We start from the raw sequence: 15,377 nt of genomic DNA on the forward strand, positions 1-15,377 counted from the left end.
AAGGAGGCGGATGAATTTTGAAGAAACGAGCACTTTGGAAAGATATTTGGCGAGAAATTTGGCATTCGAAAAGTCGCTTTCTTTCGATTCTAGCTTTAATTATGCTGGGTGTTGCTTTTTTTGTAGGAATTAAAGCAACGGGACCAGATATGATTGGAACAGCCGAGCGCTACTACAAAGAGAATCAACTAGCAGATTTTTCGGTCCAGTCGACTTATGGATTAGACAAATCAGATCAAGCGCTTCTTGAAAAAACAACAGGCGTGAAGCAAGTAGATATGGGCTACAGCGCTGATTTACTATTAAATCAAGACCGGCTTGCTATGCGGATTTATTCTTATGATAATCATAAAAGTTTAAATCAATACGAAATGGTTTCCGGCAGGCTCCCCAAACATTCAGGTGAAATTGCACTGGATGCAGCTAAAAAGATGAACAAAAGATACAAAATTGGGGATACGGTCACTTTTGTAGCAAGTGATGGCAACAAATTGAAAGACACGCTAAAAAAAGATAAATATAAAGTTGTGGGTTTTGTAAGAAGCCCGATGTTTATTGAAAAAGACAGTCGCGGAACGAGTACAATTGGGAATGGCTCAACGGATGCTTTTGCGATCATTCCTAAACGAGACTTCGATTTGCCTCTTTATACGGTTGCAAACTTGCAATTTCGGGATATGGCGGATAAAAAGGCTTTTTCGGATGGATATACGGATGCTATGAAAAGAAACCGAACCAAGTTAGAGAAGAAACTCGATAAACAAGCTGAAAAACGGCTTGAAACAATGCAACAAGAAAGTTACGCGAAGCTCGACCAGGCACAAGAAAAACTAGATGGACAAAAAGAAAAAGTAGCGGCAAGTGCGAGTGCAGCAGCGCAAGCGGGAGTGGCAAGAAATCCAGAACTTGCGGATGCGAGTGCGGAACTAGATGCGCAGCAACGAAAGTTACTGCAAGAGCGTGCTAAAATAGAGGCGCTGGAAAAACCTGAATACTTTGTGCTCGATCGTTCCAGTAATCCTGGTTATGCCGAATATAAAGAAAATGCGGATCGGTTAACTTCACTATCGACTATCTTTCCTATATTTTTCTTTTTAATTGCAGCACTGGTTTGTTTAACGACGATGACTCGGATGGTAGAAGAACAACGGACACAAATTGGTACGTTTAAAGCACTGGGCTATTCGAGTCGCGACATTATGAAGAAGTTTCTTGTATACGGTTCGCTTGCGAGTCTTATCGGAACGGGTATCGGGCTTGTGGTTGGCTTTTTATTTTTCCCGTCAATCATTTTTAACGCCTACGGAATGATGTATGATATGCCAGCCGTAGAACTGACTTTTTATCCAAGTTATTCTGTGATGGCTCTTTTAGTGGCGCTTTTTTGCACAACGGCGACGGCTTTTGCGGCATGTCTTGCGGAACTACGCTCGAATGCAGCTACGCTCATGCGTCCGAAAGCGCCGAAACAAGGAAAGCGTATTTTGCTAGAACGAATTGGCTTCATTTGGAAGCATATGAATTTTTCAAGCAAGGTGACGGCAAGAAATATTTTTCGTTATAAGCAGCGCATGTTGATGACGATTGTTGGTGTGGCGGGCTGTACGGCGCTTATTTTAACCGGTTTTGGCTTACGTGACTCCATCAGCGATATTGCGACTTTGCAGTATGGCAGTGTATTAAAATATGATGCGATCGTAACGCGTGATAAGACATCGTCTGAAAAGCAAAAAGCAGCTTACAATAAACTGATTAGAGGGGATGCGATTACAGGGCGAATGCCGACTTCGATGAAAACGATGGATACGGTTCAAGCGGGAACGGGGAGTCAGGCTGTTCAACTGACGACGTTTGCGACAACCCAAAAATTGGATGCGTTTATCAATTTGGAAAATCGCGAGTCGCATGAAAAACTAAAATTAAATGATCAAGGTGTTGTGGTGACGGAAAAATTAACGAAATTGCTTGATTTGAAGAAGGGCAGTAAGCTTACGTTGAAGGATACCGATCACAAAGAGTATTCTTTTAAAGTGACAGGGATTGCTGAAAATTATGCGGGGCATTATGTCTATCTTTCGAAAGCTAGTTATGAAAAAGCATTTGACAAAGCTCCAAGCTATGATACCGATCTTTTGAATTTAAAAAATACGTCGAAGGCTTGGGAAAATCGATTTGCAGAAAAATTGATGGATCAAGGCGGCGTTTTAGGGGTGACTTTTTCCAATACGATTAGCGATATGTTAGCAGATATGCTGAAAAGCTTAAACATTGTTATGATTGTGTTGATTGTTTCAGCGGCGATTCTTGCCTTTATTGTGCTCTACAACCTCACAAATATCAATGTTTCGGAGCGAATTCGGGAACTATCAACCATCAAAGTGCTTGGATTCTATCCGAAGGAAGTCACAATGTATGTCTACCGGGAAAATATCATTTTGACGCTACTGGGCATTTTAGTCGGCTTTATCTTCGGCTTCTTCTTGCACCAATTTGTTATTCAAACGGCTGAAGTGGATAATATGATGTTTAGCCCAACGATCACATGGCCGAGCTATCTTTATTCGGCGATTTTAACGTTACTGTTTTCAACCATTGTAATGATCGCTATGCATTATAAATTGAAAAAGATTGATATGATCGAGGCGCTCAAATCAGTTGAGTAACAAGGGACACTCCTCTTCTTGCAAAAGGGGGGTGTTTTTGGTTTACTTTTAGTCTGAAAAGCGATAGAATGGGGAAATAGTTCAGGGGGTGAATCAATATTGTGGAGCAGATGCTAGATCGCTTTATTGACGGCTACACGCGGACTTATTTATTTGCACTCAAGGAAATTGATCAAGCGATTGAAAAAGTGGAAATTGATGGGAAACGGATTTCAACGGAACAATTTTTTGTGCTTCGAGAATTACAGCGAACCGGTGCGGGAATTAGTGCAACGGCGCTTTCGAATAGGCTGAATGTAAATAAAAGTGCGATTACGGCCAAAATTAAAAATTTAACGGAGAAGGGTTTTTTGCTACGAACGACGAATAAAGAAGATAAGCGAGCGGTTATTTTGGAGATGTCAGCGAGTGGGCTCGAGATTTTCAAGGAATGTGAACAAGCGATGAAAAGCTTGATTAACCGGTGGCTTTCTACATTCGGTAAGGAAAATAGTGAGAAACTGATGACGCTCTATGACCAGTTAGTCGAGACGGTTATTAATTTAGAAACGCAAGGGGGAAGGCACTGATGAAATGGGTATTAAAATTTCGCTGGCCGATGTTGATCGTTTGGCTGGTGCTACTTTTTGGATTGATTTTTACAGCACCAAGCATGAGCGACTTGGTTCGGGAAAAAGGCGAAATTAAATTGCCAGATGGGTATCCGTCGCAGCTTGCAACGGAGCTTCAAAAAAAACATAATCCAGATAGTGATGGTGAAACGTATCTGGCTGTTTATACATCGAAAGAAAAACTCACGAAAGCGGATAAAAAGAAAATTGAGAAGTCGCTTGACCGAATTAAGAAAGATCAAGATGAGCTCCATGTGACAGATGTGCTAGACAGCTTTGATCAAAAAGAATTAGCAGACAAATTTGTCTCAAAAGATGGGAAAACGATTGTTGCGAGTTTAACGGTGGATGCCAAAGAAACTCCTGTTAAAACGATTCGAGAAAAACTCGATCAGAAAATGGAAATTCGCGGTATTGATACGTATCTAACAGGCAATGCAGTTATCCAAGAAGATGTGGTGCAAGGTTCGCAAGATGGCTTACATAAAACAGAAGGTATCACAGTCGTGTTCATTCTTGTCGTTTTGTTACTCGTGTTTCGCTCTGCAGTGGCACCGTTTATTCCACTGATTACGGTCGGAATCAGCTATTTAACGGCGCAAAGCGTTGTTTCTTTCCTCGTGAAGTATTTAGACTTTCCGGTTTCCACGTATACGCAAATTTTCATGGTTTGTATTATGTTTGGAATTGGTACCGATTATTGTATTTTACTTCTGAGCCGATTTAAAGAAGAGCTTGGAGAGGGGCTAGAAACTTGGGATGCGGCTATCCAAACTTATAAGACGGCCGGTAAAACCGTGCTTTATAGCGCGATAGCCGTTTTGGTGGCTTTTATCTCTCTTTATTTCGTTCAATTCGATTTATATCGTTCAGCGGTAGCTGTTGGTGTCGGGATTGTTATCTTGATGCTAGGCATCTATACGCTCGTTCCCTTTTTCATGGGGACGCTTGGACGGGTTTTATTCTGGCCGCTAAATAAAAATATCTCACATAAAGAAAGCAAATTTTGGGGGGCTGCAGGAAACCTTGCTTTTATGCGTCCTTTTATTGCCTTACTCATTGTTGCGATCATTGTCATTCCACCGATTGTTATGCATAAAGGGACAGAAAGCTTTGATTCACTTGATGAGATTAGTAGCAGTTACCCATCTAAAAAAGGATTTGAAATCGTTTCGGATAGTTTCGGGGCGGGACAGGTTTCGCCAACACAGATCTATCTTGAAAATGATGACAATATGCGGACAGGGGAATACATCGCCTTAATCGAAAAAGTTTCCTCAGATTTAGCCGATTTAAAAGATGTCGACATGGTAATGAGTGCTTCACGGCCAGCAGGGACGCGTCTTGATGCGATCTATGTGAAAAATCAAGCTGGCGAGCTCGAAAATGGACTTGGGGATGCTAAAAGTGGCATTGGTCAAGTGAAGAAAGGCTTGAATGAAGCGGGGAATGAATTAAATGCTTCAGCGCCAAGTATGAACCAAGCAATTTCAGGAATTGATTCGCTACAATCTGGAACGGTGGCAACGAAAGAAGGGATTTCGAAACTAGAAGCGGCGCTCGTTCAAATTCGTAATGGGATTAGAAGAGGAGAAAGTGGAGCTAGTGAGTTAAAACAAGGCGTGCAAACCGCGCGCAGCGAATTAAAGAAACTCTCAGATGGACAAAGCAAGTTACTTCAAGGTTATGAACAAGTCCAAACGAATCTGCAAAGGTTAGCCGATTCGCTGGCTGATTTTTCAAGCAGTTCTGGAGGAAGCGAAGCCATTGATACGAGCGCATTAACTAAACAAATGCAGCAAGTGGGCACATCTTTAAAAGCCTTTGCGGCGGCGCACCCAGAAGCTACTCAAAATGCAGAGTTCCAGAAATTAATGAATGACGTTGCTGGGCTAGAAACAGCAGGTGAGACTTTCAAAACGCAATTGCAATCTGAACTTGGCAAGCAAACTGCTGCGCTTGAAACGAAAATTAAGCAATTAAATAGTGGACTTAATCAGTTTTCCACGGCAATGAAGACTCTTAATAGCCAGTCGAATCAAGTTTCAAGTGGCTTAGCTTCCTTTGATTCAGGGCTTGGTCAACTTGAGCAAGGTCTGGATAAACTAGAAACGGGGCTAGGGCAAGCTGCATCGGGTGAAGATCAAGTCATTAGTAAGCTACCGCAAATCGAATCAGCCTTAACCCAACTTGAAAGCGGGCAAGGTGAATTAAAAACTGGCTTTTCCAGCATGAGTGGTCAAATCGGTGATCTTTCGAACGGGCTTTTAAGTGGCGCATCCGGGTTGTCGAAGGTGGAGAGCGGGCTTGGTGAAGCGAGTGGTATGCTTGATGGGCTGTCGGAAACGACTTACGCGAATTCGGGCGTTTACGTTCCAGACGAGCTTTTGACGAATAAAGACTTCAAGCAAGCGCTGGATCAGTATATTTCAAAAGACGGAAAACTGGCGACAATCAATGTTGTGCTGAAGAAAAATCCGTATTCGAATGAAGCAATGGACGCGATCGATGCGATCAATAATCAGCTAGATAGTAGCTTAAAAGGAACAAAACTTGAAAATGCTAAAATCGGAATTGGCGGCATGACGAGCATGAATTACGATACAAGAGATATGTCGCTTGCTGACTATCATCTTGTGATCATTCTTGTTCTCGTGAGCGTATTCGTTACACTCGTGATTCTACTTCGTTCTATGGTGATGCCACTTTACCTAGTGGGCTCGATCGTATTGACATACTACGCAGCACTTGGCTTTACGGAAATCATTTTCACGCGAATCATGGATTACGGCGGATTAACTTGGGCGACGCCGTTCTTTAGTTTCGTTGTCCTCGTAGCCCTCGGAATTGACTATTCGATCTTCTTGATGAGTCGATTTAATGAATATACAGGCCTCGATGTACGTGAGCGAATGCTTTTGACCATGAAGAATATGGGCGGTGTTATCTTCTCAGCTGTTATTATTCTAGGGGGAACATTTGCCGCGATGATGCCTGCAGGAGTCCTTTCGCTGCTTGAAATTGCAACGGTAGTGTTGATTGGACTAATCTTATACGCGGTTATCGTTTTACCGCTCTTTATCCCTGTGATGGTAAAACTATTTGGTCGCGGAAATTGGTGGCCATTTGTGTCAAACAAGCAAGAACAAAATGATAAGAAATAAAGGATTAAGCACATTTCTAAGGGAAATGTGCTTAATCTTGCTTTTAATTACAATGTATTTTAAATTATCTGTAAATCAATTGACAAAGTGTAAATTATAAATTATAATTTTTTTCAAGCGATTAGGTTCGGTGTGCTTGAGGGACCCGAGCCATTTTTATTTTACAGAATAAGGTGTGGTGAACAGCATAGATGAAACCTTTTAAAACACACAGGCAGCAGTTAACAATTTTACGTAGTCGCTCTTTAAATACGGGAAATGGTTCTCATTCGATGAGGTATCTAGAAGAAGAAAATTATTATAATGTCATCAATGGCTATAAAGGATTGTTTTTGAAAAAAGATGATGATGGTCGCTCCTTTGAACCTGAAGAATATATAGATGGGGCTCACATTGATGAGATCTTTTGTTTGTTTAAGTTAGACCGGGGTCTTAGGAATATCTATGTAAAGTATTTACTCAAATTTGAAAGCAATTTAAAAAGCTTCATTGCTTATCGATTTGCGGAGAAATTTAAAGAACCAAATGCTTATTTAGATTTAAATAATTATTCAAAAGATTCTCGGAAAATAAAAGCTGTTTTAAAAACAATTTCGATACTGTCGAATACAATATCACAGCAAGTGAGTAAGAAAAGTAAAAACTCGATTGATCACTATGTTGATAAGCATGGTGGCGTCCCTATTTGGGTTTTAGTAAATTATATAACAATAGGGAATGTATCTTATTTTTATAGTGTGTTGGATGATTCATTGGCTGAAAACATAGCGAAAGATTTTAATACTAAATATAATCGAGAAAGAAAAAAACAGCAGTCGCTATTAATGCAGCGTAAGGAACTAGAATCCATTATAAAAATTGTCAATATTATGAGAAATGTTTGTGCTCATGAAGAGCGTTTTTATAGCAAAAAAACCAAGGATAACTGAATCGCTTACTTTGCTATTTTTTTTGATATAGATCAAGAACTGTTAAGGCAGGGCTCTTTATTTACATTAACTATTTTATTACGAGCTGTTTTAAGCAAAAAAGATTCACAAGCGTTGCATAGAGAACTTAGAGATATATTCAAACAATATAAAAACTGTTTTGCTTCGGTCAAGATTGAATCTATTTTAAAGATAATGGGGTTTCCAGCTAATTGGAGACTATACATGGAACCCATCTAACCTCTAAACACTGATTGGAGGTTTTTTATTTATCTCTACTATTTTGGCAACCGTGCGATAATTTAGTATAATGAACGAAAGACTAAAACTAGAGGTGGAGACAAACATGATTCAACTTGGTAATGATTGGGATGAACTTTTAAAAGAAGAATTTCAGAAACCGTATTATCTGGATCTGCGTGAATTTTTAAAAGTAGCGTATGGCTCAAAAACGATTTTTCCAGATATGTATGACATTTTCAATGCGCTAAAATACACTTCTTATCAAGAGACAAAAGTAGTGATTTTGGGGCAAGACCCTTATCACGGAAAAGGGCAGGCACACGGGCTATCGTTTTCTGTGCAACAAGGTGTGCGGACGCCACCATCACTTGAAAATATTTACCAAGAATTGCAAAATGACCTTGGCTGTTTTATTCCGAATAACGGCTATTTAAAGCCTTGGACCGATCAAGGGGTTTTACTGCTAAACACGGTGCTAACGGTGGAAGCCGGAAAAGCCAATTCGCATCAAAATCGTGGCTGGGAAAATTTAACGGATGCCATTATTCGACTTCTTGATAAAAAGGAAGGGCCCGTTGTTTTTATCTTGTGGGGCAAAAATGCTAAACAAAAAATGGAGCTTCTAACGAACCCAGATCATTTAATTTTAACGAGCTCTCATCCAAGTCCATATTCCGCAAATTATGGCTTTTTTGGGTCTCGACCATTTTCAAAAACGAATGACTATTTGGTTCAACATGGTGAAAAGCCGGTTGACTGGCAAATTCCCAATTTATAAGGGAAGGCAGGAACCTCAATGATTGAGCTGAGTTATTATTGCTTGGAGAAAACCAAAAAAGATGAACTTGCTTTAACGATTTTTAGAAGCTTGATGGAATCTGTTCAAAGTGACGATTTCCGAAATTTGGTGGATGAAGAAGCTAAGTTATCGCTATACTTTTATGAGCAGTTTAGCGAGCCATTTGAAAAGCAGCCCGCTATTCATTGTGTGATTCAGCAAGAAGGACCTTCCGTGTTGCCGTTAGTTCTTGGCAATGGAAAAGTTATTAAAAAACGAAAATTATTAAAAATACGTGAGCTAGAAAAACTGTTGCATATCGGAATCAGTTTTCAGTGTGATTAATTTAAAAGAGTTTATGCCATACACACAAAAGCCCTCAAATCTGATTTTCAAATTTTGAGGACTTTTCGTATGTAACTGAATATCTATTTTTTATTTTCGGGCTAGTCGAATGGCTTTATCTGTATTGGCAAAATGTTCTTTTGTATACTGATGTAAAGTATCGAGCCCGTAACGCGCAATAATTTGAGCGGCTTCTTGGTCCACTTTTGCCCCAGCTCCTTTAGTTAAAGTCATCCCAAGCTTGTGTTCTATTTCCGCAAAAATTTGAACGAACTTATAGCGAGCGATAATGGAAGCTGCCGCAACAGACAAGTGAAGCCCTTCTGCTTTAGTTGCAAAATAAACATCTTCACGTACGATTTCTCGTTCATTCGCTAAATAACGATAATAGGTGTTTTTTTCAGCAAATTGGTCGATCAAAATTGCTTCTGGCCGAGTAGGTGCAATTCGAGCGAGGACATTGGAAAGTGCTCGGTTATGTAGGAGCGCCTTCATTTTCCCTTGATTCATCCCGGATGCAACCAGTTCGTTATATTTAGGATTCGGGCAAGCGAGAACGCTGTGCGGTACGATTGGGATGATTTTTTCCGCTATTCGGCAAATTTCTGGATCCTTCATCGCTTTAGAGTCTTTTACACCAAGAGAAGTAAGAAGCGGCATTTGTTCGCGATTAACGTAACAAGCACAAACCGTAATCGGTCCAAAAAAATCTCCAGTTCCAACTTCATCAGAACCTAAAACATTTTTGGAGGAAAACTGTGGGGGAAGCGGAGAACCACTTGATTTTGATTTTACGCCTGCGGCTTCAGCCACCGTGCCCCACTTAGCTGCTTCATTTGCCCCAGCTGCTCCTTGAAACATGACTTTCCCAGATTTGTAGGCCGTTATCGTGAGACCTTGCTTTTTGGCAGAAAAAAGAGCACCAGGTGGTGTTTTTCCTGTAAAAAAAGGTTTGTAAAACGCTTTGATTTCTTCCATTTTATTGGCTGGAACTTGAATGACTGTGTTTGCGATAATTCTTCAATCCTTTCTAGGGAATTCCGTATTCGTATTGTATCATAAAAACAGTCCAATTTAGAAGTTTACTTCCGCCTTGAGGCTGATTATATAGCTATCCGCTTTTCATCTTGCTTTTTTCGTGATAAGATGACTTTAGAGTATTACTTAGAGACCTGAAGGAGGAGCTAGCGTGGCTAATAATGAAAAGAATCGAATTATCACAACAATATATGGACAAGAATACACGATCGTTGGCTCTGAACCGACTGATCATCTAAAAAAAGTAGCTCAAATTGTGGACAGCAAAATGCATGAAATAGGCGCGCAAAACCGTGCGCTAGACAGCGGGAGACTTGCCGTTCTTACAGCAGTGAATATGACACATGACTATTTATTACTGCTCGAAAAGTATCGTGAACTTGAAGCACGATTAGAAAATTCGTAAAAGGACGAGATCAATTTATGATTTTAACTATCATTTTAATTATTCTCTTGATCAGTGGATTTTTTAATGGGTATCGAAATGGGGTACTTCGCCAACTTGTAACTATGATTGGTTATTTCCTTTCGTTTTTTGTAGCCTATCATTATTACAGTTTGCTAGCACCTCAAATCCACTTTATACCATATCCAAAACCTGATCAGGCAGAAGAAGGCGTCAATCAATTATTAGCATTACTTCACACAGAAGAAGCGTATTATAATGTACTAGCCTTCCTAATTATTTTTATCGCAGCATTAATTGTTGTACACATGTTAACGAAATTAATTGGATTCCGTGGCCGAATCCCTGTCGTTAGCCAAATTAATGGTTTAATCGGTGGTATTTTAGGACTAGTGACAACTTATTTACTTTTATTTGTTGTCCTTTACCTTGGCGCTACGTATCCATCGGAATGGCTAAATGGTGTAATTGAAAATTCAAGTATAGCGGAGTGGATTTTAACAAATACCCCCCTTTTATCCGAGCGTTTTTATGATTGGATGACACAAGTGATTTCAGAATAGAAAGATGAGACCAGTGGCATGAACTGGTCTCGTTTTTGTAAGAGGTGAAAAAATGGCAGTAAGTAAAAAAGAAGTGATTCGCTTATTGGAAAAAATCGCATTATACATGGAATTAAAAGGTGAAAACAGCTTTAAAACATCGGCATTTAGAAAAGCCGCTCAAAGTTTAGAAATAGACAATCGTAGTTTAAGTGAAATAGATGATATTCGTTTGCTCCCAGGAATTGGAAAAGCGACGGGCGATATCATAGAGGAATATTTAAAAACGGGGAAATCACCCGAGCTTGAAGCGCTAAAAGCTGAGGTACCAAGTGGGCTTATCCCACTTCTTGAAGTAGAAGGTTTAGGCGGAAAAAAACTAGCGAGACTTTACCAAGAACTTGGAGTAACAGACCAAACGAGCTTGCTTGAAGCCGCTGGGAGTGGCCAAATCGAAGCTTTAAAAGGGTTTGGGAAGAAGTCAGTAGAGAAAATGGTGGAAGGAGTCAAAGCACTAGGAACTCGCCCTGATCGCTATCCGTTTCCAAAAGTCTTTCCTGTTGCAGAAGAAATTGAAACTTTTCTTGAAACAATTCCTGAAATTAAACGATTTCACCGAGCAGGAAGTATGCGGCGCATGCGAGAAACTTTAAAAGACCTCGATTATGTGCTAGAAACAACGGAACCGGATCAAGTAAAACAAGCTTTGCTCAGTCATTCTAAAATCACAGAGGTAATTGGTGCGGGCGAAACGAAGGTTTCCGTTCAATTAAGCATAGGAATTACCATTTCTGTTGACTTTAGACTTGTTACGCCTGAAAGCTATGCGACAACGCTACACCATTTTACGGGTTCAAAAGAACATAATATCAAGATGCGGCAGCTAGCCAAAAAACGAGAGCAAAAAATCAGTGAGTATGGCGTGGAAGAAGAAAATGGCGACGTTCATCATTTTCAAACAGAAACAGAGTTTTTCCGCTTTTTTGATCTTCCGTTTATTCCACCCGAAGTACGAGTCGATGGGACGGAAGTGGAAAGAATAACAGAAGAAACGCGTTTTCTTTCATTAGAAGATATTCGTGGAGATTTGCATATGCATACAACTTGGTCAGACGGGGCATATTCAATTGAAGAAATGATCCAAGCGAATATCCAAAAGGGCTATGATTATATGGTAATTACTGATCACGGCAAGTTTCTTCATGTCGCAAATGGCTTAAATGAAGAACGACTTCAAAAGCAACAAGCAGAAATTAGACGGATTGCAGAAAAATATCCGGAAATTGATGTTTATTCAGGTGTAGAAATGGATATTTTAACAGATGGCACCCTTGACTTTTCGGATGAAACTCTGGAACAATTGGATTTTGTAATTGCGTCGATTCACTCGGGCTTTAATCAATCAGAACAAGAGATTATGGCACGCTTAAAAACGGCAGCGGAAAATCCGCATGTTCGCTTGATTGCCCATCCAACAGGTCGTGTGATCGGCAGAAGAGAACCTTATGCTGTAAATGTTTCTGAACTCATTAGGCTTGCAAGTGAAACAGGAACAGCGCTTGAATTAAATGCCAATCCAGAACGATTAGATTTAAAAGCGGAACATTTAGAAATGGCGACAAAAGCAGGCGTGAAAATTGCCATCAATACAGATGCGCATGACACGCGTCATTTGGATTTTATGGCGCTTGGCGTTCGGGCAGGGATAAAAGGCTGGCTTACTAAAACGGATGTCTTGAATACCTTGTCGAAAGAAGCATTCAGACAGTTTATAGAAAAAAAGAAATAGAGGAATGAGCAATGGAAAAAAAGCTTGAAAATATATTAGAATTCGATAAAATCAAACAGCAGCTCGGAGAATTTGCTGTTTCAACCCTTGGAGAAGCATCTATTCGTGCTCTCAGCCCTGAAAGCTCATTTGAAAAAGTGAAGGAAGCGCAGCAAGAAACGGAAGAGGGGGCAAAAGTGCTTCGTTTGCGTGGCAGTGCGCCGATTACGGGCTTGAGCGATGTATTACCACATTTAAAACGACTGGAAATTGGCGGCGATTTAAATGGACTTGAAATTTATCAAATTGGCAGTAATTTACGTGTGAGTCGACTGATGAAAAATTTCTTTCATGATCTCGAGGAGCAAGGTGTCGAGTTGCCTTTCTTATACACACTTGCGGCAGAACTTCTCGAGTTACGTGATCTCGAAGATGAAATTGCGATTTCAGTGGATGAATCAGGTTATGTGCTAGATACAGCAAGCGAAACTTTGCGTGGCATTCGTCAAACGCTTCACCGGACAGAAGGACGTGTACGTGAAAAATTGGAAGCTTTGCTACGCGACCGGAATGCAGCGACGATGCTAAGTGATGCGATCATCACGATTCGAAATGATCGTTACGTGATCCCTGTGAAGCAAGAATATCGCAGTCACTACGGTGGAGTAATTCATGACCAATCGGCTTCAGGACAAACACTTTTTATTGAGCCACAAAGCGTCGTTGATTTGAACAATGAACGTCGCGCGTTTCAAGCGAAAGCTAACCAAGAAATTGAACGCATCCTTGCTGAACTTTCAGCACATTTAGCAGAGCACATCTCTGAAATCCATCACAATACGTACTTGCTTGGTCGATTCGATTTTATCTTGGCAAAAGCACGACTTGGAAAAGCAATGAAAGGCATTTCTCCGGGATTAAATAATCAAGGAATTGTCAAATTGTATGAAGCAAGACACCCTTTGCTTGATCCAGAAAAAGTAGTAGCGAATGATATTTTGCTTGGCGAGGGTTACTCGGTTATTGTGATTACAGGACCGAATACTGGTGGTAAAACGATCACGCTCAAAACGCTCGGCTTGCTGACGATTATGGCACAAGCTGGCTTGCAAATACCGGCTCGTGAGGAATCTGAAATAGCAGTTTTTGAAGCTGTTTTTGCCGATATCGGGGATGAACAGTCAATTGAACAAAGCTTGAGTACATTTTCTTCGCATATGACTAACATTGTTTCGATTTTAGGAAAAATGAATGCTAAATCCCTGATCTTGTTCGATGAATTAGGCGCAGGGACTGACCCACAAGAAGGCGCAGCGCTTGCGATTTCTATTTTGGATGAAGCGGCTAAGCGCGGGGCAAGTGTTGTGGCAACGACTCACTATCCTGAACTGAAAGCGTATGGCTATAACCGCCCGTTTGCAACCAATGCATCAGTTGAGTTTAATGTGGAAACCCTCAGCCCGACGTATCGACTTTTAATTGGTGTACCCGGCCGCAGTAATGCCTTTGAAATTTCAAGGCGCCTTGGGCTTGATTCGGCCGTGATCGAATCGGCAAAAGCATTAATTGACACGGAAAGCGCGAATTTAAACGAAATGATTACAGACCTTGAAGACAAACGGAATCTAGCCGAACAAGAATTTGAAGAAGCAGCGGAAACAACAAAAGATGCGGAACACCTTCTTCAAGATTTACAAAAAGAAGTCGCCGCTTACCATCAAAATAAAGAACGCTTACTAGAAGAAGCCAAAAAAGAAGCGGCGAAAGTCATCGAAAATGCGGAAGAAGAAGCAGATGGGATTATTCGGGAAATCCGAGAGTTGCAGCTTCGCGGGGCACAAGGCATCAAGGAACATGAATTGATTGACGCCAAAACCCGCCTTTCTGAGGCGAAGCCGAAGACCATCCAAAAACGTGTTGTTCATCAAACGAAACCGGTCACTCATAAGCTTGAACCGGGCGATGCAGTGCGCGTGCTTTCTCTAGGGCAAAAAGGAACGCTGATTGATAAAGCTAGCCGCTCGGAATGGAATGTCCAAATCGGGATTATTAAGACAAAAATCAAAGAATCGGATTTGGAATACATTCAACCCGAGAAGCCTAAAAAAGAGCGTGTGATTACGAATGTTCGGAATACAGAACCGGTTCGCTCTGAGCTCGATTTACGAGGAATGCGTTATGAAGATGCGCTTCAAGCGGTGGATAAGTATATTGATGAAGCGCTCCTTGCGGGGTATCCGCGTGTTGCGATCATCCACGGGAAAGGAACAGGAGCTTTGCGGACTGGCGTCTCGGAATTCTTGAAAAACCACCGAATGGTCAAATCAACAAGGTTTGGCGATGCCGCAGAAGGTGGAAATGGGATTACGATCGTGGATTTAAAATGAGCCAGATGAAGGCTTGAGCAAAAAGATGGAATAAAAAGTGAGCTCCGTTGTATACTGAGGATACATTAAGAGTTAGGAGTTGAGCTAGCATGGCTGAAATTAAAGAAATTACAGATGCAACCTTCGAAGCAGAAACAAACGAAGGCGTCGTATTAACAGATTTCTGGGCAGCTTGGTGTGGTCCTTGCCGCATGGTAGCCCCAGTTTTAGAAGAAATTGCAAATGAACGTGGAGACGCGCTCAAAATTGTCAAAATGGATGTTGATGCGAACCAAGAAATTCCAAGTAAGTTCGGCATCATGAGTATTCCTACTTTACTCGTTAAAAAAGACGGTGAAGTTGTGGATACAGTTATTGGCTACCGTCCAAAAGAAGAATTGGATGAAGTGATTAACAAATATATGTAGTCCTACCAAAAGTATGGTAAAATAAGGACACCGCGAACTTTGCGGTGTCTTTTTTTGAGAAAAACGATCTAGGTGTTTTTAACACTTGGTAACTAT

11 protein-coding genes and 1 pseudogene are annotated in these 15,377 nt (G+C 40.8%); 11 read left to right on the plus strand and 1 reads right to left on the minus strand.

Annotated elements, in window-relative coordinates; translation table 11 throughout:
* Positions 1–17: 17 nt before the first annotated feature.
* The 6 genes from UR08_RS03395 (at position 18) to UR08_RS03420 (ending at position 8,733) form a co-directional block, all read left to right on the plus strand.
* A complete protein-coding gene (locus UR08_RS03395) occupies positions 18–2,663 on the plus strand; it encodes an ABC transporter permease (protein WP_115752247.1) in 2,646 nt (881 codons plus the stop codon).
* A gap of 110 nt (positions 2,664–2,773) precedes the next feature.
* Positions 2,774–3,232 carry a MarR family winged helix-turn-helix transcriptional regulator gene (locus tag UR08_RS03400; protein WP_240616037.1) on the plus strand — a complete coding sequence of 153 codons (459 nt, stop codon included), beginning with the start codon at positions 2,774–2,776 and terminating at the stop codon, positions 3,230–3,232.
* Positions 3,232–6,438 carry an MMPL family transporter gene (locus UR08_RS03405; RefSeq protein WP_115752249.1) on the plus strand — a complete coding sequence of 1,069 codons (3,207 nt, stop codon included), beginning with the start codon at positions 3,232–3,234 and terminating at the stop codon, positions 6,436–6,438. Before UR08_RS03400 ends, UR08_RS03405 begins: the two co-directional genes overlap by 1 nt.
* A 191-nt stretch (positions 6,439–6,629) precedes the next feature.
* On the plus strand, positions 6,630–7,367 hold the full coding sequence (locus tag UR08_RS03410) for an Abi family protein (protein WP_115752250.1): 738 nt from the start codon (positions 6,630–6,632) through the stop codon (positions 7,365–7,367).
* A gap of 346 nt (positions 7,368–7,713) precedes the next feature.
* A complete protein-coding gene (locus UR08_RS03415; protein ID WP_115752251.1) occupies positions 7,714–8,388 on the plus strand; it encodes a uracil-DNA glycosylase in 675 nt (224 codons plus the stop codon).
* Positions 8,389–8,406: 18 nt separating this feature from the next.
* Positions 8,407–8,733, plus strand: a complete 327-nt coding sequence (locus UR08_RS03420; RefSeq protein ID WP_115752252.1) for an arsenic metallochaperone ArsD family protein — start codon at positions 8,407–8,409, stop codon at positions 8,731–8,733.
* Between the two features lie 90 nt (positions 8,734–8,823).
* Here the strand turns inward: UR08_RS03420 and rnhC are convergent, their stop codons facing one another.
* Complete coding sequence (rnhC, locus tag UR08_RS03425) at positions 8,824–9,747, minus strand: ribonuclease HIII (RefSeq protein WP_115752253.1); 924 nt, start codon at positions 9,745–9,747, stop codon at positions 8,824–8,826.
* Between the two features lie 175 nt (positions 9,748–9,922).
* On the opposite strand from rnhC, the pseudogene zapA reads away from it, so the two are divergent.
* The 5 genes and pseudogenes from zapA to trxA form a co-directional block, all read left to right on the plus strand.
* A pseudogene (gene zapA, locus UR08_RS03430) lies at positions 9,923–10,188 on the plus strand (cell division protein ZapA); the annotation flags it as partial.
* A gap of 6 nt (positions 10,189–10,194) precedes the next feature.
* Positions 10,195–10,740, plus strand: coding sequence for a CvpA family protein (locus UR08_RS03435; protein WP_115752255.1), 546 nt, complete (start codon positions 10,195–10,197; stop codon positions 10,738–10,740).
* Between the two features lie 52 nt (positions 10,741–10,792).
* Entirely contained in the window at positions 10,793–12,508 is a 1,716-nt protein-coding gene (polX, locus tag UR08_RS03440; RefSeq protein ID WP_115752256.1) for a DNA polymerase/3'-5' exonuclease PolX, read from the plus strand.
* Between the two features lie 11 nt (positions 12,509–12,519).
* Positions 12,520–14,874 carry an endonuclease MutS2 gene (locus UR08_RS03445; protein ID WP_115752257.1) on the plus strand — a complete coding sequence of 785 codons (2,355 nt, stop codon included), beginning with the start codon at positions 12,520–12,522 and terminating at the stop codon, positions 14,872–14,874.
* A gap of 89 nt (positions 14,875–14,963) precedes the next feature.
* On the plus strand, positions 14,964–15,281 hold the full coding sequence (trxA, locus tag UR08_RS03450) for a thioredoxin (RefSeq protein ID WP_115752258.1): 318 nt from the start codon (positions 14,964–14,966) through the stop codon (positions 15,279–15,281).
* The last annotated feature ends 96 nt before the right edge of the window (positions 15,282–15,377 follow it).

The organism is Listeria kieliensis, from assembly GCF_003369925.1.
Classification (GTDB): domain Bacteria; phylum Bacillota; class Bacilli; order Lactobacillales; family Listeriaceae; genus Listeria; species Listeria kieliensis_A.